This is a genomic window from Streptomyces sp. NPDC093598 (assembly GCF_044764825.1).
In the GTDB taxonomy this organism is placed as follows: domain Bacteria; phylum Actinomycetota; class Actinomycetes; order Streptomycetales; family Streptomycetaceae; genus Streptomyces.
The window spans coordinates 71,193-97,131 of sequence record NZ_JBIWIV010000020.1 but is presented as its reverse complement, the minus strand read 5'-3'; the positions used below and the strand labels follow the sequence as shown (position 1 = coordinate 97,131).

Annotated in this window: 19 protein-coding genes; 3 read left to right on the top strand and 16 right to left on the bottom strand. The window is 72.8% G+C overall.

All coding sequences use genetic code 11. The features are described from left to right. Positions 1-503 precede the first annotated feature (503 nt). On the bottom strand, positions 504-1,604 hold the full coding sequence (locus tag ACIRDU_RS35380; RefSeq protein WP_403587601.1) for a citrate synthase 2: 1,101 nt from the start codon (positions 1,602-1,604) through the stop codon (positions 504-506). Positions 1,605-1,886: 282 nt separating this feature from the next. Between ACIRDU_RS35380 and pdxH the strand changes: the two genes are divergently transcribed. Further along, complete coding sequence (pdxH, locus tag ACIRDU_RS35375) at positions 1,887-2,555, top strand: pyridoxamine 5'-phosphate oxidase (protein ID WP_403587598.1); 669 nt, start codon at positions 1,887-1,889, stop codon at positions 2,553-2,555. A gap of 12 nt (positions 2,556-2,567) precedes the next feature. Here the strand turns inward: pdxH and ACIRDU_RS35370 are convergent, their stop codons facing one another. Genes ACIRDU_RS35370 through ACIRDU_RS35330 form a run of 9 tightly spaced genes read right to left on the bottom strand, consistent with a single transcriptional unit; the run spans position 2,568 to position 13,245 of the window. Further along, entirely contained in the window at positions 2,568-3,149 is a 582-nt protein-coding gene (locus ACIRDU_RS35370) for a hypothetical protein (protein WP_403587596.1), read from the bottom strand. 35 nt (positions 3,150-3,184) lie between these two features. Continuing rightward, positions 3,185-3,796, bottom strand: a complete 612-nt coding sequence (locus tag ACIRDU_RS35365) for a TetR/AcrR family transcriptional regulator (protein WP_403587593.1) — start codon at positions 3,794-3,796, stop codon at positions 3,185-3,187. Beyond that, entirely contained in the window at positions 3,784-4,518 is a 735-nt protein-coding gene (locus ACIRDU_RS35360) for an enoyl-CoA hydratase family protein (RefSeq protein ID WP_403587591.1), read from the bottom strand. The genes ACIRDU_RS35365 and ACIRDU_RS35360 overlap by 13 nt, the downstream gene beginning before the upstream one ends. Continuing rightward, positions 4,515-6,083 (bottom strand): 4-coumarate--CoA ligase family protein, encoded by a 1,569-nt coding sequence (locus ACIRDU_RS35355; RefSeq protein ID WP_403587589.1) that lies wholly within the window; start codon positions 6,081-6,083, stop codon positions 4,515-4,517. Before ACIRDU_RS35355 ends, ACIRDU_RS35360 begins: the two co-directional genes overlap by 4 nt. Before the next feature lie 39 nt (positions 6,084-6,122). After that, positions 6,123-7,244, bottom strand: a complete 1,122-nt coding sequence (locus ACIRDU_RS35350) for an acyl-CoA dehydrogenase family protein (protein WP_403587588.1) — start codon at positions 7,242-7,244, stop codon at positions 6,123-6,125. Between the two features lie 58 nt (positions 7,245-7,302). Continuing rightward, positions 7,303-9,144, bottom strand: coding sequence for an acetyl/propionyl/methylcrotonyl-CoA carboxylase subunit alpha (locus ACIRDU_RS35345; RefSeq protein ID WP_403587586.1), 1,842 nt, complete (start codon positions 9,142-9,144; stop codon positions 7,303-7,305). A gap of 8 nt (positions 9,145-9,152) precedes the next feature. Next, positions 9,153-10,751: an acyl-CoA carboxylase subunit beta gene (locus ACIRDU_RS35340; protein ID WP_403587583.1), complete on the bottom strand. Its 1,599-nt coding sequence runs from the start codon at positions 10,749-10,751 to the stop codon at positions 9,153-9,155. Continuing rightward, complete coding sequence (locus ACIRDU_RS35335; protein WP_403587581.1) at positions 10,748-12,454, bottom strand: acyclic terpene utilization AtuA family protein; 1,707 nt, start codon at positions 12,452-12,454, stop codon at positions 10,748-10,750. The genes ACIRDU_RS35340 and ACIRDU_RS35335 overlap by 4 nt, the downstream gene beginning before the upstream one ends. Continuing rightward, positions 12,451-13,245: a TIGR03084 family metal-binding protein gene (locus tag ACIRDU_RS35330; protein ID WP_403587578.1), complete on the bottom strand. Its 795-nt coding sequence runs from the start codon at positions 13,243-13,245 to the stop codon at positions 12,451-12,453. The genes ACIRDU_RS35335 and ACIRDU_RS35330 overlap by 4 nt, the downstream gene beginning before the upstream one ends. A gap of 193 nt (positions 13,246-13,438) precedes the next feature. Between ACIRDU_RS35330 and ACIRDU_RS35325 the strand changes: the two genes are divergently transcribed. Beyond that, the gene (locus tag ACIRDU_RS35325) at positions 13,439-14,305 is read left to right on the top strand and encodes a hypothetical protein (protein WP_403587576.1); all 867 of its coding nucleotides are present in this window, start codon (positions 13,439-13,441) and stop codon (positions 14,303-14,305) included. Positions 14,306-14,382: 77 nt separating this feature from the next. Here the strand turns inward: ACIRDU_RS35325 and ACIRDU_RS35320 are convergent, their stop codons facing one another. From ACIRDU_RS35320 to ACIRDU_RS35305, 4 genes are all read right to left on the bottom strand, one after another. Next, positions 14,383-14,985, bottom strand: coding sequence for a DinB family protein (locus ACIRDU_RS35320; RefSeq protein WP_403587574.1), 603 nt, complete (start codon positions 14,983-14,985; stop codon positions 14,383-14,385). Between the two features lie 71 nt (positions 14,986-15,056). After that, a complete protein-coding gene (locus ACIRDU_RS35315; protein ID WP_403587571.1) occupies positions 15,057-16,016 on the bottom strand; it encodes an EamA family transporter in 960 nt (319 codons plus the stop codon). A gap of 161 nt (positions 16,017-16,177) precedes the next feature. Further along, positions 16,178-17,299 carry a lipid II:glycine glycyltransferase FemX gene (locus tag ACIRDU_RS35310; protein ID WP_403587569.1) on the bottom strand — a complete coding sequence of 374 codons (1,122 nt, stop codon included), beginning with the start codon at positions 17,297-17,299 and terminating at the stop codon, positions 16,178-16,180. A 120-nt stretch (positions 17,300-17,419) separates the two neighbouring features. After that, positions 17,420-20,305: an FAD-binding and (Fe-S)-binding domain-containing protein gene (locus tag ACIRDU_RS35305; protein WP_403587567.1), complete on the bottom strand. Its 2,886-nt coding sequence runs from the start codon at positions 20,303-20,305 to the stop codon at positions 17,420-17,422. 74 nt (positions 20,306-20,379) lie between these two features. Here ACIRDU_RS35305 and serC point away from each other — a divergent pair, with 74 nt between their 5' ends. Then, complete coding sequence (gene serC, locus ACIRDU_RS35300; protein WP_403587564.1) at positions 20,380-21,498, top strand: phosphoserine transaminase; 1,119 nt, start codon at positions 20,380-20,382, stop codon at positions 21,496-21,498. Between the two features lie 94 nt (positions 21,499-21,592). On the opposite strand, the gene ACIRDU_RS35295 is transcribed toward serC, so the two are convergent. Continuing rightward, positions 21,593-22,267, bottom strand: coding sequence for a formylglycine-generating enzyme family protein (locus ACIRDU_RS35295; RefSeq protein ID WP_403587562.1), 675 nt, complete (start codon positions 22,265-22,267; stop codon positions 21,593-21,595). 636 nt (positions 22,268-22,903) lie between these two features. After that, the gene (locus ACIRDU_RS35290) at positions 22,904-25,090 is read right to left on the bottom strand and encodes a bifunctional polysaccharide deacetylase/glycosyltransferase family 2 protein (RefSeq protein ID WP_403587560.1); all 2,187 of its coding nucleotides are present in this window, start codon (positions 25,088-25,090) and stop codon (positions 22,904-22,906) included. Between the last annotated feature and the right edge of the window lie 849 nt (positions 25,091-25,939).

Here is a 25,939-nt window from a genome sequence, read left to right as displayed (position 1 = left end):
ACATCGTCAGCCGCTCGACGCCCTCAGTCGATCAACGGCAGGGCCCCGTCGCCGCTCCCCCACCGCGCGTACCCACGATCTCGATCTTCATACGGGGGTCCGCCAGCCCGCACACCCGGCTCGAGATCCTCCCGCTCGGGCAGCAGGGGGCAGCACAGTCCGACGCAGTCAACGTCTCGGAAAAATGGGTTGATCGGTGGCCCAGCTGTTCTTAGTGTGAGGCTCACACCGAAAGGAGGTGATCCGGCAGATGTATGAATCCCGGACGCGTGAGGTGGCTGCGGGCTAGCGGCCCGTCACCACACTCAGTGCGGTGCCGAGCCAGCGCGTGAGCGCACGTGCAGCCGGCCCAATCTCAAGCAGTCACCCGACCCGCGAGTCGCCGGTACGTCCGGCCGGCTCCTCCGCAGGAGGAACCAGACTCGCGGGTCGTCTGCGTTTCCCCACGGGGTGAGACATGCGGACGGCCTCACCCGGAGTCGGGTGAGGCCGTGTGTGTGGGGTCAGTGGGCGATGTCCTCGTAGCCCTCGATGTCGTGGGGGTTGCGGGTGCCCGGGCCCACGTAGCGGGCCGAGGGGCGGACCAGGCGGCCCGTGCGCTTCTGCTCCAGGATGTGGGCGGACCAGCCGGCCGTGCGGGCGCAGGTGAACATGGACGTGAACATGTGGGCCGGGACCTCGGCGAAGTCCAGGACGATGGCCGCCCAGAACTCGACGTTCGTGGCGAGGACGCGGTCGGGGCGGCGGGCGTGGAGTTCCGCGAGGGCCGCCTTCTCCAGGGCCTCGGCGACCTCGAAGCGGGGGGCTCCCAGCTCGCGGGCCGTGCGGCGCAGGACCCTCGCCCTCGGGTCCTCGGCACGGTAGACGCGGTGGCCGAAGCCCATGAGGCGCTCGCCCTTGTCGAGCGCGTTCTTGACGTACGCCTCCGCGTCGCCCGTGCGTTCGATCTCCTCGATCATGCCGAGGACGCGCGACGGGGCGCCGCCGTGCAGCGGGCCGGACATCGCTCCCACCGCGCCGGAGAGCGCGGCCGCGACGTCGGCGCCCGTCGAGGCGATCACACGGGCGGTGAACGTGGACGCGTTCATGCCGTGCTCCGCGGCGCTCGTCCAGTACGCGTCCACCGCCGCCACGTGCTTGGGGTCCGGCTCGCCCCGCCAGCGGATCATGAAGCGCTCGACGACGGACTGGGCCTTGTCGATCTCCCGCTGCGGGACCATGGGCAGGCCCTGGCCGCGGGCCGACTGGGCGACGTAGGAGAGTGCCATGACGGCCGCGCGGGCCAGGTCCTCGCGGGCCTCTTCGGCGTCGATGTCCAGGAGGGGTTTGAGGCCCCAGACGGGCGCGAGCATGGCCAGGGCGGACTGGACGTCCACGCGGATGTCGCCGGAGTGCACGGGGATGGGGAACGGCTCGGCGGGCGGCAGACCGGGATTGAAGGCGCCGTCGACGAGCAGGCCCCAGACATTGCCGAAGGAGACGTGGCCGACCAGGTCCTCGATGTCGACGCCCCGGTACCGGAGTGCGCCGCCCTCCTTGTCCGGTTCGGCGATCTCCGTCTCGAACGCGACGACTCCCTCGAGCCCGGGTACGAAGTCGGACATCAGGCGGCTCCTCGTGATGTAAGTGACAGATGGTGTGATGTGGGGTGGGGCGAACGAACCATGTGTCAGTCAGCTTGCGAAGCGGGCGCCGTCCAGTGGATCCGCTGTCGTACGGCGACTCGCGGTCCTGGCCGGTTGCCCCTGTGATGCCCCGTACGGCTGACGGTCACCCAACCGGAACGGCACGGAAACGATATCTCCGAGTGCCACCGTTGGGGAGGGTTCCCGGCACTCAGTGCCACTCAGTGACGAAGGACACCGTCGATACGGCAAGATGACCGGGTGACCGACCGCGACGACGTCCCCTTCGATCTGGCCTCGATGCGCAAGCAGTACCGGGCCGAGGGGCTCTCCGAGGCCGAGCTGGCCGCCACGCCCGTAGAGCAGTTCGCGCGCTGGTTCAAACAGGCCGCGACGGACGGCGGGCTGTTCGAGCCGAACGCCATGATCGTCTCGACGGCCGACGCCGAGGGGCGGACGAGCTCCCGTACGGTGCTGCTCAAGCACTTCGACGAGCAGGGCTTCGTCTTCTACACGAACTACGACTCCCGCAAGGCCCGTGACCTGGCGGAGAACCCGTACGTGTCGCTGCTGTTCCCCTGGCATCCCATGGCCCGGCAGGTCATCGTGAACGGGATCGCCCGGCGCACCGGCCGGGACGAGACGGCGGCGTACTTCCGGACCCGGCCGCACGGCTCGCAGCTGGGGGCGTGGGCCAGTGCCCAGTCCTCGGTGATCTCCACCCGCGCCGACATCGACGGCGCGTACGCCGAGCTGGCGGCCCGCTACCCGGAGGGCGAGCAGGTGCCGGTGCCCCCGAACTGGGGCGGCTTCCGGGTGGCCCCGCAGACGGTGGAGTTCTGGCAGGGCCGCGAGAACCGGCTGCACGACCGGTTGCGGTACGTGGAGCAGCCGGACGGAAGCTGGCGGGTGGAGCGGCTCAGTCCGTGAGGGACCCGGGCCTCAGATTTTTCCCCGGACGTACCCCGTGCGGTGTCCGTCGAGCAGCCCGGCCACGCGGCTGCGGAATTCCGGTGTGAGCTCGGGCCAGTTCCAGAACTCGAACCCGAGGTGGGCGAAGGCGAAGTAGTCGTCGGTCCAAGCCCAGTCGCGCAGGGGGACCCGGCGGGTGCAGGCCGGGCAGCGGACCTGGGCCGCGCCGGTGGCGGACCAGGTGCCGATTGCGTCGACGAAGGGCGACCAGACCTCGTCGATCATCGCCCACTCGTCGTCGACCAGGCGGGTCGTGGTCGAGCAGCGCGGACATACGGCTGCCTCCAGGCCTCCTGGGCAGCCGTGGAAGACAGTGCGCCCGGTGTGCGCGGCGAGGCCGTCCCACGGCTCGTCGTCCGCGTCGGTCCCCGCGACCGCGCGCCCCCATCGCGGGCCCGGTGGGTGTCCCATGGGCAGGCTCAGTACGCACTCCGTGCGCTCGGCGAGGACGATGCCCTCTGCCACGAGCCAGTCCACGACTCGTCGCGCGAGCGGCTCCGCATCCGCTGCGTTCGCGTCGAGGTCGACGATCGTCTGGTAGTGATCACCCATGCCGGAACGGTAGTGCCCGGCACTGACACCGCCCCTCAGCCCAGCGTCTCCTCCAGCAGCCCTGCCCACTGGGCCACCACCCGTTCCCGGCGGGCCGCGTCGTCCGTGAGGAGGTTGGCGAGGCCCAGGCCGCGGGCCATGTCGAGGAGGCCCTGGACGGTTTCGCGGACGCCGGGGACGGATTCGTCGGCGGCGAGGAGGTCGACGGCTATGCGGTGGGTTTCACGGCCCACGCGGGATTCGAGCTCGGTGACGCGGGGGCGGAGCTGCTCCTCGTTGGAGGCGGCGACCCAAAGGTGGAGGGCCGCGCGGAACAGCGGCCCGGTGTAGAGGTCGACCAGGGCGGCGACGACGGCGTGGCGGTCTTCGGCCGCGCCCTCGGGGAACAGGGCGCGCAGGGCCGTGGAGCGTTCCTCGGCGACGTACTCGACGGCGGCCGTGAAGAGGTCCTCGCGGGTCGGGAAGTGGTGCTGGGCGGCGCCGCGGGAGACGCCGGCGCGTTCGGCGACGACGGAGACGGTGGATCCCGCCCAGCCGTGTTCGGCGAGGCAGGACACGGCGGCTTCGAGGAGCCGCTGCCGGGTGGCCCGGCTGCGGTCCTGCTTGGGGACTCTCTCCGCACGGTCGACCGTGCTCACACCACCCATGCCGGATCCCGTCGTTCGAGGAAGGCCGTCATCCCCTCGCGGGCCTGCGGGGAGGAGAACAGCCGGGCCGAGAGCGCGGTGAGGGCGTCCGCGTCCCGGTCGAAGGCTTCCAGCACCCTAGCCGTGAGCAGCCGTTTCGTCTCGGCCAGGGCCTCGGGGGCGGAGCGGCGCAGTCCGTCGAGGAGGGGTGCCAGGGCCGTGTCGACGTCGTCGGCGTGGGTGGTGAGCAGGCCCGTCGTGGTCGCTTCCGCCGCGTCGAAGCGTTCGCCGGTGAGGTAGTAGCGGGACAGGGCGCGCGGGTTCGTGCGGGGCAGGAGCGGGAGGGAGATGACCGCGGGGGCGACCCCGATGCGCACCTCAGTGAAGGCGAAGGTGGCGTCCGTGGCGGCGGCCGCGAGGTCGCAGGCGGCCAGGAGGCCGAGGCCGCCCGCGCGGACGTGGCCGGTGACCCGGGCGACGACCGGCTTGGGCAGTTCGATGATCTGCCGCAGCAGGGCGACCAGTGCCTCGGGCGGCGGGGGGTCCTTGAGGTCGGCGCCCGCGCTGAACGTGTTGCCGGTGTGGGTGAGGACGATCGCGCGGACGCCGGTGTCCTGGCCGGCGTCGGTGAGCGCGTCGGCCAGTTCGCCGACCAGGGCCGCCGACAGGGCGTTGCGGTTGTGCGGCGAGTCGAGGGACAGGGTCTCCACGGCACGGTCGCGGGTGCGGGCGATCAGCGTCATGCGTTCTCCCTGAGCTGTCGGCGGAGGATCTTGCCGGAGGCCGCGCGGGGGACGCCGACGATGAAGGTGACGCGGCGGATCCGCTTGTAGGGGGCCACGCGCTCGGCGACGTACATCATGATCTCCGCCTCGGTGAGGTCCGCGGCGGACGGCTGGCGGACCACGTACGCGTGCGGGGCCTCGTTGCCGTTGTCGTCGTACCTGCCGATGACGGCGGCGTCGGCGATGCCCGGGTGGGTGAGGAGCAGGGCCTCCAGCTCGGCGGGGGCCACCTGGAAGCCCTTGTACTTGATGAGTTCCTTGACGCGGTCGACGACGAACAGCCAGCCGTCCTGGTCGACGTGGCCCACGTCCCCGGTGTGCAGCCAGCCGTCGGGGTCGATCATCGCGGCGGTGGCGTCGGGGCGGCCGAGGTAGCCCTTCATGATCTGGGGGCCGCGGATGAGGATCTCGCCGGATTCACCGGCGGGGAGGTCCTTGCCGGGGTCGTCGGGGGAGACGATGCGCATCTCGGTGCCGGCGATGAGCTTGCCGACGGTGCCGGGCGGGGCGTCGTTCATGGCGTCCAGGGGGACGACGTGCGTGCCGGGGGACAGTTCCGTCATGCCGTAGGCCTGGCCGACGGGCGGCAGGCCGAGGCGCTGGGAGCAGGCGGCGGCGAGGCGGGCGTCCAGGGGGGCGGCGGCGCTGATGACGTACTTGAGGGACGACAGGTCGTACCGGGCGACGGCCGGGTGCTTGGCGAGGGCCAGGACGATGGGCGGGGCCACGTACAGGGCCGTGATGCGGTGGTTCTGGACGGCCGCGAGGAACTGCTCCAGGTCGAAGCGGGGCAGGACGACGACGGTGGCGCCCTGCCGCAGGGGCGCGTTCATCAGGGCGGTGAGGCCGTATATGTGGAAGAAGGGCAGGACCGCCAGGACGCGCTCTCCCGGGCCCGCGGGGACCGCCGGGTGGAGCTGGGCGAGGTTGGTGGCGATCTGCCGGTGCGTGAGCATCACGCCCTTGGGGGTGCCGGTGGTCCCGGAGGAGTACGGCAGGGCCGCGACGTCCTCGGCGGGGTCGATGGCGACCTGCGGTTCGGGGGCCGTGGAGGCCAGCATGTCGATCAGGGAGCGGTGGCCGGTCGCGCTGTCGCACACGAAGATCTCGCGTACGCCGCCCGCGACTTCGGCGGCCCGGCGCGCGACGTCCAGCAGCGGTGACACGGTGACGATCCAGCGGGCGCCCGAGTCCCGCAGCTGCTTGGCGAACTCCTCGGCGGTGGCGAGCGGGTGCACGGTGGTGACGGTGGCACCCGCGCGCGTGGCCGCGTAGAAGGCGGTCGGGAAGGCGATGGTGTTGGGGCTGTGCAGGGCGAGGACGTCGCCCTTGCGGAGACCGGCCTCGGCGAGGGCGGCGGCGACGCGCCGGTGGAACCGGTCCACCTGGTCGTAGGAGAGGGTGGTGCCGTCGGTGCCGTCGATCAGCGCCGGGATGTCCCCGAACTCGGTGGCCCGGGCGAGGACCGCGTCGTGGATGGGGAGTTCGACGGGCGGGACGTCTGCGTACTCGCTGCGGAACATGGCGGGTTCCTCCTCGCGGCGCGGGCCGTCTCAGGGTCCTCAGTACGACTTGGGCAGGCCCAGGGTCTGGTGGGAGACGTAGTTGAGAATCATCTCCCGGCTCACCGGGGCGATACGAGCCACGCGCGCGGCCGTTATCAGCGAGGCGAGGCCGTACTCGCGGGTGAGGCCGTTGCCGCCGAGGGTGTGCACGGCCTGGTCGACGGCCTTCACGCAGGCCTCCCCGGCCGCGTACTTCGCCATGTTGGCGGCCTCTCCGGCGCCCATGTCGTCGCCCGCGTCGTAGAGGGCGGCTGCCTTCTGCATCATCAGGCGGGCGAGTTCGAGGTCGATGTGCGCCTGGGCGAGGGGGTGGGCGATGGCCTGGTGGGCGCCGATGGGGGTGTTCCAGACGGTGCGGTCGCGGGCGTACTCGACGGCCCTGGCGAGGGCGTAGCGGCCCATGCCGATCGCGAAGGCGGCGGTCATGATGCGTTCGGGGTTGAGGCCGGCGAAGAGCTGGAGGAGTCCCGCGTCCTCGTCGCCGACCAGGGCGTCGGCGGGCAGCCGTACGTCGTCCAGGACCAGTTCGAACTGCTTCTCCGCGGCGTTGAGTTCCATGTCGATGGGGCGGCGGGTGAAGCCCGGGGTGTCGCGCGGGACGATGAAGAGGCAGGGCTTGAGGCGGCCGGTGCGGGCGTCTTCGGTGCGGCCGACGATGAGGGTCGCGTCCGCGATGTCCACGCCGGAGATGAAGACCTTGCGGCCGGTGAGGAGCCAGTCCGCTCCGTCGCGCCGAGCCGTGGTCGTGATGCGGTGCGAGTTGGAGCCGGCGTCGGGTTCGGTGATGCCGAAGGCCATGAGGCGGGTGCCGTCGGCCAGGGCGGGGAGCCACTGTTGTTTCTGGGCGTCCGTGCCGAAGCGGGCTATCACGGTGCCGCAGATCGCCGGTGAGACGACCAGCATGAGGAGGGGGCAGCCCGCGGCGCCGAGTTCTTCGAGGACGATGGAGAGTTCGGCGATGCCGCCGCCTCCGCCGCCGTACTCCGCCGGGAGGTTGACGCCCAAGTAGCCGAGTTTCCCGGCCTCGGACCAGAGTCGGGTGGTGTCGCCGCCGCGGCCGTGGCGTCTGCCGAGTGCGGCCACGGCTTGTCGTAGGGCTTCGTGGGCTTCCGCGTCCATGAGGCGTCCTTTCGGGTGCGGGTCGTATGTGGCTGGTCGCGCAGTTCCCCGCGCCCCTTCAGGCCTGCTGCACAACCGCCAGCAACATGCCCGGCTCGACCTGTTGTCCGGGCGCGACGCACAGGTCGGTCAGCGTGCCTGTCACCGGCGCGGTGATCTTGTGCTGCATCTTCATCGCCTCCAGCCAGAGGAGGGGCTCGCCCGCCTTCACCGGTGTGCCCGCCGTGAGGCCGTCGGCGACGCGGACGACCGTGCCCGGCATGGGGGCCAGGAGGGAGCCGGGGGCGTGCTGGGCGGTGGGGTCGGGGAAACGGGGGAGGGCCGTCAGGGGCGTGGCGTTGACGTACACCTGGTTGCCGTAGCGGGCGACCTCGTACTTCCGCTCCACCGCGTCCGCTTCGAGGATCACGAGACCGGCGTCGGCGTGCACCACCCGCACCCCGTCCGCATCCAAACCCTCCCTCGTGTACCGGTAACGGGCCTCGTGCTCCTCGCCCGCCATCAGGTACCGCTTGGTCTGCGGCTGTGCGGGGACGTTGCGCCAGCCGCCGAAGCGGGAGCGGCCGTGGGCGTCGGCGAGGGCGGCAGCCAGGGGGGCGTGCGGGTCGGGGACCGGCTCGGTCAGGTCCGGCAGGTGGCGGTCGTAGAAGCTGGTGTCCATGCGGGCCGCGGTGAACTCCGGGTGGCGCAGGGAGCGGACCAGGAGGTCGCGGTTGGTGACGGGGCCGTGGATCACGGCGCGTTCCAGGGCGGCGGCGAGCTTGCGGAGGGCCTCCGTGCGGGTGGGGGCGTGGGCCACGACCTTGGCGAGCAGGGGGTCGTAGTGGACGCCGATCGTGTCGCCGTCGGTGTAGCCCGTGTCCAGCCGGACCGACTCGGGGACGGAGAAGCGGTGCAGGGTGCCGGTCTGCGGGGACCAGTCGCGGGCGGGGTCCTCGGCGTAGAGGCGGGCCTCCACGGCGTGGCCACGCGCGCGTGGCGCGTCGGATGCGAGGGGGTGGCCCTCGGCGATCCGGATCTGCTCCGCCACCAGGTCGACGCCGAAGACGGCTTCCGTGACGGGGTGTTCGACCTGGAGTCGGGTGTTCATCTCCAGGAAGTGGGCCTTGCCGTCGGCGACGAGGAACTCGACCGTGCCGGCGCCCACGTAGTCGACGGCCCGCGCGGCCCGTACGGCGAGGGCGCGGACCTCCTCGTCGAGTGCGGCGGACAGGCCGGGTGCCGGGGCCTCCTCGATCACCTTCTGGTGGCGGCGCTGCAGGGAGCAGTCTCGGGTGCCGAGGGCCCGGATCGTGCCGTGGGTGTCGGCGAGGATCTGCACCTCGACGTGGCGGCCGTTCTCCACGTACGGCTCGGCGAAGACCTCGCCGTCGCCGAAGGCGCTCGCCGCTTCGGCGCGTGCGGCGGCCAGTTCGGCGTCCAGGTCCGCCAGGTGCCGTACGACGCGCATGCCGCGTCCGCCGCCGCCCGCCGCCGCCTTCACCAGCACGGGCAGGTCGGCTTCGGTGACCTCGGTGAGGGGCTCGATGCCCATGAGCTGTTTGGCGCGGGTCTTGGACGCCATCGCCTCGATGGCCCGCGGGGGCGGGCCGATCCAGACGAGGCCCGCGTCCAGGACGGCCCGGGCGAAGTCGGCGTTCTCGGAGAGGAAGCCGTAGCCGGGGTGCACGGCGTCCGCGCCGGCCGCGACGGCGGCCTTCACGATGAGGTCGCCGCGCAGATAGGTGTCGGCGGGCGTCTCCCCCGGGAGTCGTACGCTCACGTCGGCCACGCGCGCGTGGAGGGCGTTCGCGTCGGCGTCCGAGTGCACGGCGACGGTACGGATACCCAGGTCGCGGCAGGTGCGGAAGACGCGGCAGGCGATCTCGCCCCGGTTGGCGACCAGCAGGGTGGACATCATCTCTTGCCTCACATCCGGAAGACGCCGAAGCCGCCGCGCGCGCCCTCGTAAGGGGCGGTGTGGATCGCGGACAGGCACAGGCCGAGGACGGTGCGGGTGTCGCGCGGATCGATGACGCCGTCGTCGTAGAGCCGCCCGGACAGGAACATCGGCAGCGACTCGGACTCGATCTGCTGCTCCACCATGGCGCGCAGCGCGGCGTCCGCCTCCTCGTCGTAGGGCCGGCCCTTGGCGGCGGCGGACTGGCGGGCGACGATCGACAGCACGCCCGCGAGCTGCTGCGGGCCCATGACGGCCGACTTGGCGCTGGGCCAGGCGAAGAGGAAGCGGGGGTCGTAGGCCCGGCCGCACATGCCGTAGTGGCCGGCACCGTAGGAGGCGCCCATCAGCACGGACAGATGCGGGACCGTCGAGTTGCTGACGGCGTTGATCATCATGGCGCCGTGTTTGATGATGCCGCCCTGCTCGTACTCCCTGCCGACCATGTAGCCGGTGGTGTTGTGCAGGAACAGCAGCGGGATGTCGCGCTGGTTGGCGAGCTGGATGAACTGGGCGGCCTTCTGGGACTCCTCGCTGAACAGCACACCTCGGGCGTTCGCCAGCACCCCCACCGGGTAGCCGTGCAGGGTCGCCCAGCCGGTCGTCAGGCTCGTCCCGTAGAGCGGCTTGAACTCGTCGAAGTCGGAGGCGTCGACGATGCGGGCGATGACCTCGCGCGGGTCGAAGGGGCTCTTGAGGTCGCCGGGGACGATGCCCAGCAACTCCTCCGCGTCGTACTCGGGCGGCTCGGCGGGACCCGGGTCCTCGTACGCCTTGCGGTGGTTGAGGCGGGCGACCACGCGCCGGGCCTGCCGCAGCGCGTCCGGCTCGTCGACGGCGAAGTAGTCGGCGAGGCCCGACACGCGCGCGTGCATCTCGGCGCCGCCCAGGGACTCGTCGTCGCTCTCCTCCCCGGTCGCCATCTTCACCAGCGGCGGACCGCCGAGGAACACCTTCGCCCGCTCCTTGACCATGATCACGTGGTCGGACATGCCGGGGATGTAGGCGCCGCCGGCGGTGGAGTTGCCGAAGACGACCGCGACGGTCGGGATGCCGGCGGCGGACAGCCGGGTGAGGTCGCGGAAGATGGCGCCGCCGGGGATGAAGATCTCCTTCTGGGAGGGCAGGTCGGCCCCTCCGGACTCCACCAGGCTGATGCAGGGCAGCCGGTTGGCGAGGGCGATGTCGTTGGCGCGCAGGGCCTTCTTCAGCGACCAGGGGTTGCTCGCTCCCCCGCGCACGGTCGGGTCGTTGGCGGTGATCAGGCACTCCACGCCCTCGACGACCCCGATGCCGGTGACGAGGGACGCGCCGACGGGGTGGTCACTGCCCCAGGCGGCCAGCGGGGACAGCTCCAGGAACGGCGTGTCGGGGTCCAGGAGCAGTTCGATGCGCTCGCGGGCGAGGAGCTTGCCGCGGCGCCGGTGCCGCTCGACGTACTTCTCGCCACCGCCCGCGAGGGCCTTGGCGTGCTCGGCGTCGAGTTCGGCGAGCTTGGCGAGCATCGCCTCGCGGTTGGCCCGGTGGTCGGGGCCGGCGGGGTCGAGCACGGAGGTCAGGACGGTCACAGGAGGGCCTCCGGTAGGTCCAGGTGGCGGGAGCGCAGCCATTCACCGAGGGCCTTGGCCTGCGGGTCGAAGCGGTGCTGCGCGGCGACGCCGGCGCCGAGGATGCCCTCGACGACGAAGTTGAGGGCGCGCAGGTTCGGCAGCACGTGCCGTACGACGGTCAGCTCGCGGCTCTCCGGGATCAGCTCCCGGAACCGGTCGACGGTCAGCTCGTGCGCGAGCCACCGCCAGGCGTCGTCCGTGCGCGCCCACACCCCGACGTTGGCGTCGCCGCCCTTGTCCCCGCTGCGGGCGCCGGCGAGAAGGCCGAGGGGGGCCCTTGTCACCGGCCCGGGCGACAGCGGCTCGGGGAGCGGAGGCTCCGGAACGTCGTCGAGTACAAGGGTGTCGTGGGGTGGCGGCACCGGCACCCGGTGTCCGTCGTGGAGGACCGCCACATGGTCCACGGCACCCTGGGGGACGTACACATCCTCGAAGACCCCATAGGGCGAGCCCTTCCCGGGTGGGGCCAGCACATGGAAGCCGGGGTAGCCGGCCAGCGCCAGCTCCACGGCCGCCCCGCTCAGCGTCCGCCCGACGGCCTGCTGGTCCGGGTCCCGCACGACGAGCCGCAGCAACGCGCTCGCCGTCTCCTCGCTCGGGGCGTCGGCACGGTCGGTGCGGACCAGCTCCCAGCGCACGTCGGCGACCTTGCCGAGGGCCGGTTCCATCTGGTCCCGCACGAGGGCGGCCTTGGCCTCGATGTCGAGGCCGGTGAGCACGAAGACGACCTCGTTGCGGAAGCCGCCGAGCTTGTTGAGCCCGACCTTGAGGGTGGGCGGCGGTGCCTCCCCGCGCACGCCCTCGATCCGTACCCGGTCGGGGCCGTCCTGGCTCAGCCGTACGGTGTCCAGCCGGGCGGTGACGTCCGGCCCCGCGTACCGGGCACCGGCCGTCTCGTACAGCAGTTGCGCGGTGACTGTGCCGATGTCGACGAAGCCGCCGGTGCCGGGGTGCTTGGTGATGACGCAGCTGCCGTCCTGGTGCAGTTCGGCGAGCGGGAAGCCGGGGCGGCGGACGTCGCCGTCCCGGAAGAAGGCGTAGTTGCCGCCGGTGGCCTGTGCCCCGCACTCCAGGACGTGCCCGGCGACCACCGCACCCGCGAGCCGGTCGTGGTCGTGCGGTGTCCATCCGAAGTGGGCGGCGGCAGGGCCGGTGACGAGGGCCGCGTCCGTCACCCGCCCGGTGACGACGACGTCGGCGCCCGCCCGCAGGCACTGCGCGATGCCGAAGCCGCCGAGGTAGGCGTGGGCGGCGAGGGTGCCGATGGGGGTCCCCCCTGCTCGAGCGAAGCCGAGAGCTCGGGGGAGGACGGCGGTGAGGTCGTCGCCCGCCACATGGGCGACGCGTACGGGGATGCCCAGCCGGTCGGCCGACTGCCGTACTGCGTCGGCGAGTCCGGCCGGGTTGAGTCCGCCGGCGTTGGTGACGATCCTGACGCCCCGCTCGTGCGCGAGGCCCAGGCAGTCCTCCAACTGCCGCAGGAACGTGCGGGCGTATCCGGCGGCGGGATCCTTGAGACGGTCCCGGCCGAGGATGAGCATCGTCAGCTCGGCGAGGTAGTCGCCGGTGAGCACGTCGAGTTCGCCGCCGGTGAGCATCTCGCGCATGGCGTCGAAGCGGTCGCCGTAGAAGCCGGAGGCGTTGCCTATGCGGAGGGTCACGAGGCGGGGTCCTTCGGCGGGCGTCCGCCACCGGCCGGTCCCGCGAAGGCCTGCGCGATGGCGAGCCACCGGTCGGCGTCGGGGCCCTCGGCGCGCAGGTCGAGGTCAACGCGGTGGGCGCGTTGGGTGACCAGGAGGCAGAAGTCGAGGGCCGGCCCGGTGACACGCTGCGGGGCGTCCTCGGGGCCGTACGTCCACAGGTCGCCGGAGGGGGCGCGCAGTTCGACGCGGAAGGGGTCGGCGGGCGGGGTCAGGCCGTGCACGCCGTGGGCGAAGTCCCGGGTTCTCACCCCGAGCCAGGCCACGTGCCGCAGCCGGTCGGTGGGTGGGCGCACCACACCCAGGGCGTCGGCCACGTCCTGCCCATGGGCCCAGGTCTCCATCAGGCGGGCCGTCGCCATGGAGGCGGCCGACATGGGCGGGCCGTACCAGGGGAAGCGCGCCTTGGGCGGTGCCGCCCGGAGCGCCGCCTCCAAGGCCGTACGGCCGTCACGCCATCGGGCGAGCAGCTCGGCGGGCGGGAGCGCGGCGCCCTCCTCGGCGCCCTCGTCGACGAAGGAGCCCGGCGCGGCGAGGGCCTTCTCGACCAGCGCGCGGAAGCCGTCGGGGTCCGTGACGGCGAGCAGGGCCGAGCGGTCCGTCCAGGCGAGGTGGGCGATCTGGTGGGCCACGGTCCAGCCGGGCGCGGGGGTCGCGAGCGACCAGCGCTGCGCGGCCGACCCGGCGACGAGGCGGTCGAGTTCCTCGCTCTCCTCGCGCAGATCGTCGATCACGGACGTCGGATCGGACACGGGCGCTCCCTCGGGGCACGGCGGTGTGCGGGGTGGTGCGGCGTGCTGAGGAGCATGGCAGTGGCACCAGAAACAATCAAGCGTGCTTGCATGAAATGGTGCGGTGGCCGGAAGCGTGCTCTTCGACGGCGAGATCAATACACTGCGAGCCGCGCGCTCGTTCCATTGGTCACGCGTCGGGGGAGACACAAGGATGAGCACCTGGAATCCGGGCGGGCAGCCGCCGCACGACCCGAACGGTCCGCAGCCGTATCCACCCCATGTGCCCCACCCCTATATGCCTCAGCCCATGCCGCCGCAGGCGCCGCCGCCCGGCCCGATCGCGCGGCTGCGGCGGCGGATCGGCCCCGTCCACACCGCGCGCCGGGTGTTCAGGCCGTCCCGGCCGGACCTCGTCGAGGACGCTTTCGTCGCCCGTATGCAGAAGATCCGCACGCTCGTGGGGCTGGCCGCGGTGGTGTGGGTGTCGGTGAGCTACAAGGTCAGCAGCTCCTTGCGGGACGCCGCCGACGACCGTGTCGACCAGTCGTGGAACAGCGTGCTGGTGCTGTCCGTGACGTTCCCGGTGGTCGTGGGCGTCCTGCTGGCCCTGACCGCCCCGCCGGCCCGCCGGGATCTGCTGCGCCGGGCCGCGAAGCCCTTCGGGGCGATGGTGGCCCTGATCGCCGCGGTCTTCGTGTTCCCGCTGATGGTGCTCACCGGTTTCGTCGACGGGCGGTTCGCCACCGACCCGGCGATGACCGTGGTCACGTGGGTGGTCGTCGCGCTCGTCCTGGTGTGGGTGCTGCCGTTCAGCGTCTGGGGCGTCGGCCTGGCGCTGCTGCACGTGTTCCGCACGGCCGACATCCACCAGGCCATGCCGCCGCTGCTCGCCATGACGCTGGTGTGGGAGATGACGCTGATCGACCTGTTCACCGGGGCGTACTCCGGCCTGCCGGGGCCGGTGCGGGCGGTGTTCATGCTCGGAGCGCCGCTGTCGGTGACCGTGGTGGGGCTGTGGGAACTGCGCCGGCTGCGGGCGCGCTACGGGATCTCGGTGCGCGGGATGCTGGCGCGCTAGGCGGTGCCCGCAACGTCGCGCCGTCCGCCCCGGGTCGCGGGGCAGGACCGCCGCAGGCCCGGTCCGCCTCGGCGGGCTCAGACGGTCTTGTCCGCTGCGCGGGCCGCCTCCTCCAGCCGGTGCCGATGAGCCTCCCACATGACCCGGTCGCCCGGCGGCATGCTGTCCTTGCCCGGCGTCAGGCCCACCGACCCGTCGATGAGTTCGCGCACGATGTCGGCGTGGCCGGCGTGACGGCTGGTGTCGGCGATCACGCGCACCAGGATGTGGTGCAGCGTGGTCTCGCGCCGTTCCTCGGGCCACCAGGGGACATGACCGGGCGCGTCCAGCGGCAACGTCGCGATCGTGCCGTTCGCGTGCTCCCACGCCCTGCGGTACAGCCCGGCGATGTCCTCGCGCGACTCGTCCGGGGTGGCCCACATGTCGGCGTTGGGTGCGGCGTCCTCGCTGTACCACCAGGGCGGAGGGTTGTCGTCGAAGAAAGGCCGGCCGAAGGTGTCGCCGAAGTACCCCAGCTCCACTCCGGCGGTGTGCTTGACCAGTCCCAGCAGATTGGTGCCGGTCGGTGTCAGGGGGCGCCGGATGTCGTACTCGGAGAGCCCGTCGAGCTTCCACAGCAGGGCGTCACGCGCCTCTTGGAGGTAGCGGAGGAGGTCGGCCTTCGGGTCCGGTGCGGTCATGCGGGCAGTCTCGCACCCGGCACTGACAACCGGACCGGAGCGGAGCGGCGGCTGCTTTCCCGCAGGGCCGGTCAGCCCTCCAGGCCGGTTCCCTCCAGCGCCGCCGTCTTCCTCCGGCCGCGTCCCACCTGGGTGCGCACCGCCCCCATGCTCGCAGCGACGACGAGGGCGATGGCGGCGGCCTCGGCGGCGCTGAGGGCCTGGTCGAGGATGAGGAATCCGGCCGTCGCGGCGATGGCCGGTTCGAGGCTCATCAGGATCGCGAAGGTGGAGGCGGGCAGGCGGCGCAGGGCGAGGAGTTCGAGGGTGTAGGGCAGGACCGAGGAGAGCAGGGCCACCGCCGCGCCGAGGCCCAGCGTGACCGGGTCGAGCAGCTTCGTCCCCGACTCGGCGATGCCCAGCGGCAGGAACAGCACCGCCCCCACCGCCATCGCCAGAGCCAGTCCGTCCGCCTGCGGGAAGCGGCGGCCCGTACGGGCGCTGAAGACGATGTAGGCCGCCCACATGGCGCCTGCCCCCAGGGCGAAGGCCGCTCCTGTGGGGTCGAGGCCGCTGAGGCCTCCCCCGCCCAGGAGGAAGACACCGGCGAGGGCCAGCGCCGCCCAGACGAGGTTGATCGCACGGCGGGAGGCGAGGACCGAGAGGGCGAGCGGGCCGAGGACCTCCAGGGTGACCGCGGGGCCCAGCGGAATACGGGCGACGGCCTGGTAGAAGAGACCGTTCATGGCGGCCATGGTGACGCCGAAGACGACGACCGTGCCCCAGTCGGTGCGCGAGTGGCCGCGCAGCCGCGGACGGCAGACCAGGAGCAGGACGACGGCCGCGACCAGCAGGCGCAGCGCCACCACTCCGAGGGCGCCCGCCCTGGGCATCAGCGTGACCGCGAGGGCGCCGCCGAACTGCACGGAGATGCCGCCCGCGAGCACCAGGCCCACCGGCCCGAGGGAGCCGAGCCGGCCCAGGCCGGCGCCCGGCACGGATTCGGCGGTGGTCGCGGTCGGGCGCGAGGTGGCGGTCTCCGGCGTGGTCACGGGCGGGTCCTGTGCTCGGGGGTCGGTGTCGGGGTGCTGCGCGTGTGCGGTGCGTACACCCGGACGCACTCAACGTGCAGCCCGGTGCACTGCACAGTCCAGGGTAATGGACTCCGTCAGGGGCGTGAACCCTTTTTGCCGCTGTCTCGGGGCGTGAGACGTCACCGCCGGGACAGATAGAGGCCGAACGCCTTGTGGAGCAGCCGGTTGAGCGGGTAGTCCCATTCGCCGAGGTACTCCACGGCCTCGCCGCCGGTGCCCACCTTGAAGCGGAGCAGGCCCAGCAGGTGGCTGGACTCCTCCAGGGTGTCGGTGATGCCGCGCAGGTCGTAGACGGCGGCGCCGAGTTCGTGCGCGTCGCTCATCATGCGCCACTGCACGGCACTGCTCGGCTGGACCTCGCGGCGGCGGCCGGTGGAGGCGCCGTAGGAGTACCAGACGTGGTCACCCACGGTCAGCATGGTGGCCGCGGCCAGCACCTCGCCGTCGTGGTGGGCGAGGTAGAGCCGCATCCGGTCCGGGTGTTCGGCGGTGAGCGCGGTCCACATGCGCTGGAAGTACGGCAGCGGGCGCGGGATGAAACGGTCCCGCTCGGCGGTCTCGACGTACAGCTCGTGGAAGGCCGGCAGGTCCTCCAGGGCGCCGCGCACGACCTTCACCCCGGCCTTCTCCGCCTTCTTGATGTTGCGGCGCCACTGCTGGTTCAGGCCGTTGTGGATGTCGTCCAGCGAGCGGCCGGCGAACGGCACCTGGAAGACGTACCGGGGCTGGCCCGCGGCGAAGCCGTCCTCGCCGGAGACCTCGGACTGCCGCCAGCCCATGCGGCGCAGGCTGTCCGCGACCTGCCCGGCCCGCGGTTCGTACGACGTCGCCCGCACGTCGCGCAGCCGCCGGGCGGCCGGGTCCGCGATCGCCGCCTTGACCGCCTCGGCGCTCCAGCGGCGCACCACGACCGGCGGGCCCATCCGCACCGCGAAGGCGCCCCGCCGCCTCAGGTGGGCGAGCATCGGCTCCAGCAGCCGTTCCAGGCCGGGCTCGTGCCAGTCCAGGAGCGGGCCCTCGGGCAGATACGCGAGGTGGCGCGGCAGCCCGGGCAGCGGGCGCAGCAGCACCAGTCCCGCGCCGACGAGCTGCCCGCCGTCGTCGAACCAGCCGAGGCTCTCCGCCCGCCAGTCGGGCTTCACCTCACCCCAGGACGGGACCTGGGTGTGGCTGGCGGAGGGGCGGGCCGTGACGAACGCGAGGTGCTCGTCACGGGTGATCGGCTGGACGCGGACGCTCATGCGCGGGCTCCTTCGAGCAGCGGCCCTCGGCGGGCAGTGGCTGGTTCCGCGAGCCTAGGAGCGGCCCCGGCCTCCCCCGGCTCAGACACTCGGGTCCGCCCGTCCGGTGGCCCGAACGCCTCACGCGCCGCCGCGCCGGCGGTCGTCGTCGAGCGCCTCGGCCAGTACCTCCGCCAGGTGCCTGCCCCGCACGCCCGCCAGCTGCTCCAGCTGGGTGCGGCAGGAGAAGCCGTCCGCCAGGACCACCGTGCCGTGCGGGGCGTCCCGTACGGACGGCAGGAGCTGTTCCTCCGCGCAGGCGGTGGACACCTCGTAGTGGCCCTTCTCGAAGCCGAAGTTCCCCGCGAGGCCGCAGCAGCCGCCGCTCAGTTCGCCGGAGAGCGCAGCGGCCCGACGCAGCCGGCGGTCGGCCGCGTCGCCGAGCACCGCGTGCTGGTGGCAGTGGGTCTGCCCGGCCACCGGGCGGTCCACGCGCGGCGGGACCCAGCCGGGGGCGTGGCGCTCCAGGGTCTCCGCGAAGGTGAGGACGCTCGCGGCGAGGCGCGCCGCGCGCGGGTCGTCGTGCAGGAGCTCGGGGACGTCCGTGCGCAGGGCCGCGGCGCAGCTCGGCTCCAGGACCACGACCGGGGCGCCGGTCTCCAGCACGGGTTCCATCAGGTCGAGCGTGCGCCGCATGACGGCCCGTGCCCGGTCCAGCTGGCCCGTCGAGACGTACGTCAGCCCGCAGCAGACCCGGCCCCGGCCGCGCAGCAGGGACAGCGGGTCGAGGGCGACCGTCCGGCCGTCGCCCACCGGCGGTTTGGCCAGGTGCAGGGTCGGCGGCAGCGCCACCCGCAGCCCGGCCGCCTCCAGTACCCGTACGGCGGCCTGCCCCACGGCCGGCGAGAGGTGCTCGGTGAAGGTGTCCGGCCACAGGACGACCAGGTCGCCCTGCGTGGCCGGGCGGTGCGCCCTCCTGCGCTCCCACCAGGCGGTGAACGTCCGCCGCGCCACCCGCGGGATCTCCCGCTCCGGGGCGATGCCGCCCAGCCGTTTCGCCGCCCACGCGACGGGCCGTATCCGCGACAGCGCGTTGACCAGCCACGCCGTGCGCGTACGGGACACCGCCCGCAGCCACACCGGCAGCCGGCCCATCGTGTGGTGCGCGGCCGGGCGGCGCCGGCCGGCGTAGTGCCGATGCAGGAACTCCGCCTTGTACGTGGCCATGTCGACCCCGACCGGGCAGTCCGAGCGGCAGCCCTTGCAGGACAGGCACAGGTCGAGCGCGTCCCGGACCTCTGTGGAGCGCCAGCCGTCGGTCACCACCTCGCCCGCGAGCATCTCGTGCAGCAACCGGGCCCGCCCGCGCGTGGAGTGCTCCTCCGCGCCCGTCGCCCGGAAGGACGGGCACATGACGCCCGAGCCGGACACCGACGTCGTACGGCACTTGGCGACGCCCACGCAGCGCCGTACCGCGGCCGGGAAGTCACCGCCGTCGGCGGGGTAGCCGAAGGCCACGTCGACCGGTTCACGGGGCAGGACGGAGAAGCGCAGGCCGGTGTCCAGGGGCGCGGGGCGGACGAGCATCCCGGGGTTGAGCAGGTCGTCCGGGTCCCACACCCCCTTCACCCGCTCGAACAGGCCCACCATCCCGGCCCCGTACATCCTCGGCAGCAGCTCCGCCCGCGCCTGCCCGTCCCCGTGCTCCCCGGACAGCGACCCGCCGTGCGCCACCACCAGCTCCGCGAGCTCCTCCGAGAAGCGGCGGAAACGGGCGACGCCGGGCCGCGTCAGCAGGTCGAAGTCGATACGGACGTGGATGCAGCCGTCCCCGAAGTGCCCGTACGGCGTGCCGCGCAGCCCGTGGGCGGTGAGCAGCCCCCGGAAGTCCCGCAGATACGCGCCGAGCCGGGCGGGCGGCACCGCGCAGTCCTCCCAGCCCGGCCACGCCTCGGTGCCGTCCGGCATGCGCGTGGCCGTACCGCTCGCGTCCTCCCGGATCCGCCACAGCGCGCGCTGCCCCGCCGGATCGGTGACCACGAGCGCGTCCACGACATCGGCCGCCCGCACGATCGCCTCCGCACGCCCGCGCGCCTGAGCCTCCGACTCCCCGCCGGTCTCCACGAACAGCCAGGCCCCGCCCCTCGGCAGCGCGGCCGCCGACGGCACCAGGTCCGCCGCCATGCCCTCCACCGTCAGCGGACCGAGCGGCAGCAGGCCGGCCGCCGCCTCGGCCGCCGCGCTCTCGTCTGCGTACGCCAGCACGGCCAGCGCACGCGCGCGGGGCGCCTCGACCAGGCGTACGACCGCCTCCGTCAGCACGCCGAGGGTGCCCTCCGAGCCGCAGAAGGAGCGGGCCACGTCCGCCCCCCGCTCGGGCAGCAGGGCGTCCAGCGCGTATCCGGAGATGCGGCGGGGCAGGTCCGGGAAGCCGGTGCGCAGGCGCGCCAGTTCCCCCTCGGCCAGGGCGCGCAGCCCCTCCGGCGCCCCGGCCCAGTCCCGCCCGAGCCGCAGCCGCTCACCGCGCGCGGTGACGACGGCCAGCTCCCGCACGCTGTCGGCGGTCGTCCCCCACGCCACGGAGTGCGAGCCGCAGGAGTTGTTGCCGATCATGCCGCCGAGCGTGCACCGGCTGTGGGTGGAAGGGTCGGGCCCGAAGCGGAGTCCGTGGGGGGCGGCGGCCTCCTGGAGCCGGTCCAGCACCAGTCCCGGCTGCACCACGGCCGTACGCGCCGCGGGATCCAGCGCGACCAGCCCGTTCATGTGCCGGGTGAAGTCCAGGACCACACCGGTACCGGTGGCCTGCCCGGCGATGGACGTGCCCCCGCCCCGGGGGACCACGGGCACGCCGTGCTCCCGGCAGACCGCCAGGGCGGCGGCCACGTCGTCGGCGTCCACCGGGGCGACCACCCCGAGCGGGACCCGCCGGTAGTTGGACGCGTCCATGGTGACCAGCGCGCGGGAGGTGACATCGAACCCGACCTCGCCGCGGACGGCCCCGCGAAGCTCCGCCTCAAGTTTCGACATGACCCCACTCAACACCGTCTCATCCGACGGACGACGTTTCGCCCGCGTTTCCCGAAACGGCTACGCTCCCCTGCGTGGCTGAGATCCGGATTCCCTCTGACATCAAGCCCGCGGACGGACGTTTCGGCGCGGGTCCCTCCAAGGTGCGGACGGAGGCGCTGGACGCCCTCGCCGCGACCGGCACCTCGCTCATGGGCACCTCACACCGCCAGGCTCCCGTCAAGAACCTGGTCGGCAAGGTGCGCGAAGGCATCAGCGAGCTGTTCCAGCTCCCCGACGGCTACGAGGTGATCCTCGGCAACGGCGGCTCGACCGCGTTCTGGGACGTCGCGACGCACGGTCTGATCGAGAACAGGTCGCAGCACCTCAGCTTCGGCGAGTTCTCCTCCAAGTTCGCCAAGGCCGCGAAGCTCGCGCCGTGGCTGGCCGAGCCGGACGTCATCTCCGCCGACCCGGGCACGCATCCCGAGGCGGTCGCCGAGGCGGGCGTGGACGTCTACGCCTTCACTCACAACGAGACCTCGACCGGTGTCGCCATGCCGATCAAGCGCGTCGCCGGTGCCGACGAGGGTGCCCTGGTGCTCGTGGACGCCACCTCCGGCGCCGGCGGCCTGCCCGTCGACATCAGCGAGACCGACGTCTACTACTTCGCCCCGCAGAAGTCCTTCGCCTCCGACGGCGGCCTGTGGATCGGCGTCTTCTCCCCGGCCGCGATCGAGCGCGCCGAGCGGATCCACGCCTCCGGCCGCCACGTCCCGGAGTTCTTCTCGCTGCCGACGGCGATCGACAACTCCCGCAAGAACCAGACGTACAACACCCCGGCCCTCGCCACCCTCTTCCTGCTGAACCAGCAGCTGGAGTGGATCAACGGCCAGGGCGGTCTGGACTGGTCGGTCCGGCGCACGGCCACCTCCGCCCGCACGCTCTACGGCTGGGCCGAGGACATCAAGTACGCCAGCCCGTTCGTCACCGACCCGGCCAAGCGCTCGGCGGTCATCGGCACGATCGACTTCACGGACGAGGTCGACGCCGCCGCCGTCGCCAAGGTGCTGCGCGCCAACGGCATCGTCGACACCGAGCCCTACCGCAAGCTCGGCCGCAACCAGCTGCGCGTCGCGATGTTCCCGGCGATCGACCCGGCGGACATCGAGGCGCTCACCAAGTGCGTCGACTACGTCATCGAGAAGCTCTGACCTTCTCCCCCGCGTGAAACGAGGGCGCCCCGCGTGTGCGGGGCGTCCTCACTCATGCCGCCGTGCCGGAGCCCGGAGGCCGGGTCGTGCCGCGTCACCCGTGAGCCGAGCGCACGACCCGGAACCCCACGTCGTCGATCCGGAACGTCGGATGGCTCCGGCGCCGCACCGAGGCACGGCAGCTCCAGTGCTCGTCCGACCAGCCGCCGCCGCGCAGCACCCGGTACGTGCCGTAGACCTCGGGGTCGTAGAAGTCCCAGCACCAGTCCCAGGTGTTGCCCAGCATGTCGAGCAGGCCCCAGGCGTTGGGCTGTTTGCGGCCCACGGGGTGGATGCGGTCGCCGGAGTTGCCCCGGTACCAGGCGATGTCGTCAAGGGAGCCGTAGCGGGGGCCGGTGGTGCCGGCGCGGCAGGCGTGTTCCCACTCCGCCTCGGTCGGCAGCCGGTACCCGTCGGCGGTGGTGTCCCAGTCGGCCGTTCCGGAGCCGGGGCGCAGCTCGTAGGCGGGGGTGAGCCCCGCGCGACGGGACAGGGCGTTGCAGAAGCCGACCGCGTCCCACCACGACACGCCCTCGACGGGGAGCCGGTCGCCACGGGCGGTGCTCGGATGCTCGCCGGTGACCTCGGCGTACCACGCCTGGGTCACCGGGTACGCCGACATCCGCAACGGTGCGACCTCGGCCGTCCAACTGCGCTGCGTCCGCCGGTCGGAGAGCCTCACACGCCCCGCCGGGACGGCGACCATCATGTTCCGCGAGTCGACCCCCATGACAGGCACCCTAACGGTGCCCGTGGCCGGGCAGCCTGTTCGGCCGCCGGGTGCTCGCCACACGACTTCGGGGGCGCGCGGAATGCCCGAGCGCCCCTGACAGCTCAGGAGCCCGAGGAGGGCGGGAGGAAGCCTGTGGCCGCGCCCTGCTCCCCCTCCCCGGTGGCCGCGCCCTGCTCCCCCTTTGCCGCGCCGCCTTCGCACCGGGTCTTCGTCTCGGTTTTCTGGGGCCCGAGCAGGACAGCCCAAATGATCTGATCGAGCCCCTGCCGCTGAGTGCGGGACGTTTGGCACGAGTAACTCTGGTCGCCGCCCTGGTCCGCCGGCGCAGCGGTGTGGGCCGCCACCGGTGCTGCGGAGGTCAGGGCTGCCGCGAGGACGATGACAACCGCACCGGCCGAGTGCGCGAGGGATCGGGGCATACGGTGCATGAGCGGAGTTTTCATGATCACACCTTGAGCGGAGAAGCGCGCGGGAGGAAGGCTGACGGCCCCTCGGCAGGGCAACTCAACCCGATCGTGCGATTCACCGAGGAGACCCGGGCGCGCGGGCCTGGGAAAGGGCCACGTCAGAACGCGTCGGGGACGTCGATACGCCGGATGAGCCATCCGGCGTAGGAGGCCGCGGCCGGGCAGCTCACGTCCGGCGGGTGGAGGGCTGCGGGGGCAGCACCACGTCTCCACTGCGTTTGAGCCGCTGCCAGGGCAGCCGGTAGCCGTTGATCGCGGTCAGGCAGGCCTGCATGAGGACCAGATACATCACCTGGCGGTAGACGACCTGCTGGAGCGGAAGCGCCCACAGCGGCCGGAGCCGCTCGCCGTCGAGACGGAAGGCGTACACGGCGCAGACGGCCTGCACCGCCAGCACGCCGCCCCAGGCCAGCGCGGTGGTGCGCGGGTTCCCGAACAGCAGGCCGTAGAGGGCCAGTATGTCGATCAGCGGAGCGAGCAGAGGGGTGAAGATCTGGAAGACGGCCAGCAAGGGCAGGCCGAGGCGGCCGAAGTGACCCGCGGGCCCGCGCTCGAGCAGCGCGTGACGGTGCTTCCACGTGGCCTGCATCGTGCCGTAGCTCCATCGGTAGCGCTGGCGCCACAGTTCCCGCAGCGAGGACGGCGCCTCCGTCCAGGCGAGTGCGTCCGGCGCGTAGCGGATCTCCCACCCGGCCCGGTGCAGGGCCATGGTGATGTCGGTGTCCTCGGCGAGGGTGTCCGCGCTCATCATTCCGGCGTCCCGCAGGGCCTCGGCACGGAACGCCCCCACGGCGCCGGGGATGGTGGGCAGACAGCGCAGCAGGTCGTACATGCGGCGGTCGAGGTTGAAGCCCATGACGTACTCGATGTGCTGCCACCGGCCGATCAGCCGCCGGCGGTTGCCGACCTTGGCGTTGCCGGCGACGGCGCCGACGCGGGGATCGGCGAACGGCTGGACGAGGCGGCCGACGGTCGAGGGTGCGAAGACGGTGTCGGCGTCCAGCATGACGACGAGGTCGTGGGAGGCCCGCAGGACACCGGTGTTGAGGGCGGAGGGTTTGCCGCCGTTGGGCCGGCGGATGACGGTGACGTTCGCGAGGGCGAGCGACTGCGCGATGTCCGCGGTCCCGTCGAGCGAACCGTCGTCCACGACGATGATCTCGACGGGGTGGTCGCTCGCGGCGAGGGAGCGGAGCGTCTTGGCGATGCACAGCTCCTCGTTGTAGGCCGGTATGACGACGCTGACGGGCCGGGTGACGGGTCGGTGCCGGCCGGTCCCGGGGCGCCGGAGGCGGCGGGCGTGGTGCCGGGCCAGGACGAGCAGGAGCACACAGCGTGCGAGGACGAGCGAACCCACCGCCAGCAGCAGCACGCTGACGGCCGACACCGCCGTCGCCGACACGGTGACGGCGGCCACGAAGACGCGGCCGCTCCACAGGTCCGCCGTGTCGACGGGGCTGGTGAGACTCTCGGTGCCCACGAGATCGGCGAGGGTGGTGAAGCGGTAGCCCTCGGCCTTCAGCCGGGGGATCAGGGTCTCGAGGGCTTCGACGGTCTGGGATCTGTCCCCTCCCGCGTCGTGCAGGAGGATGACCGCACCCCGGCCCGGTGCGCTCGGTGTGGCCGCATCGGCGATCGCCCGGGCGCCCGGCCGCCGCCAGTCGTTGGTGTCCTGGTCGATGAACGCCAGGACGTACCCCTTCTCACCCAGGCGCTGGGCCACGGACCAGGCCTCGGCGTCGAGGGCGGAGGGGGTCGAGGAGTAGGGCATCCGCATCAGTGACGTGTTGATGCCCGCGGCCCCCGCGAGGGCGAGTTGGGTCAGGGCCAGTTCACGGTCGACGGCACTCGCGGACTGGGTGGTCATGTCCCGGTGGGAGAAGGTGTGCACGCCGATCTCGTGGCCGGAGCGGACCACACTGCGCAGCACGTCCGGGTGCCGGGCGGTCTGCTGCCCGGTGACGAAGAAGGTGCCGGGCGTGCCGTGGTGGTCGAGAACGGCCTGTATGCGGGGCGTCCAGGTGGGGTCGGGGCCGTCGTCGAAGGTCAGGACGACGGTCTTGTCCGGTGTGCGGTACGTCCGCAGGTGGTCGTCGGTGGTGTCGACGATCGGGCCGCCGTCGGCGATCCTGCGCGGGACGCCGGTGGCCGGTCGTCCGCCGCGCCCCTCATGGTCACCGGCGAAGCCCCTGGTGGTGTACCCCTCGACCAGCAGGACCGAGGCGAGGAAGGCCAGCAGGACGAGGGGAACGACGAGACGGAAGCGGTGCCGCGGCGACAGGGGCGCTCGTGTCCGCCTGGGACCGGGCGACCTCGGTGAGCGGCCGGGTGACCGGTCGTGGCGCCGCCGCATCAGGGGGTCTCGGCCACCGATGGGCCGGAGGGCGGAGGCTCGACCACGGGCGGTGCCGAGGGAGCGGTCATCGGTGCGGTGGGCTGGGGGGCGGGCGGCGGCACCGGTGCCGGGGGCTCAGGCGCCGGTGAAGCGGGTGGCGCGGGAGGTGCCGGAGACGCGGGAGGTGCCGGAGGCGCGGGTGGCGCGCTGGTCGGCGGGGCAGGTGCGGACGGGGGCGGAGGCGAGGCGGGAGTGCCGCTGTCCGTGCCGGGTGCAGGGGCGGGAGCGGCAGGATCATCAGGGGCCGTGGGCTGCGCCGATGAGAGGGGGTCCTGGGTCGTCGGTGCCTGTGGTTCCGGTGTGTCAGGAGATGCGGGTGCGCTGTTGGGTGGGCTCACGGGCACGAGGGGTGGGGCGAGGGGAGGCCCGGGCGGGGTGAGCTGAGGGATGAGCAGGGCGCTCGGGCCGGTCGCGTTCGAAGGGGCTTCCGGTGACGCCTGGGGCGTCGGGCCGGGGGTGCGCGGTTCGGGCGCGGCAGGCGCCGCTACGTCACCGGGCAGGATCGCCCCCGGCGCAAAGGGCGTTGCTCCCATCAGGCTCAGCCCCAGCACCGCCATGTACGAGGCTGCACAGGCGGCCAGCGCGTAACCGGTGCGGCGCAGATTCCGCGCGCGTCGACCGGAGGCGTCGACGAACACGGGGAGGCCCGCATCGCTCGACGATTGCGACCCTGAATGTCCAGCTTTGGCACGATGAAGCACCATACGGATCAGAGTACGCCGTTGCAGGACGGGCGGGCACGGGGCCCCCTCCGCATCGGAGGACGGGCGCTCCCGGCGAGCACCCCGGGCGGGTGCCCGGCCGGGC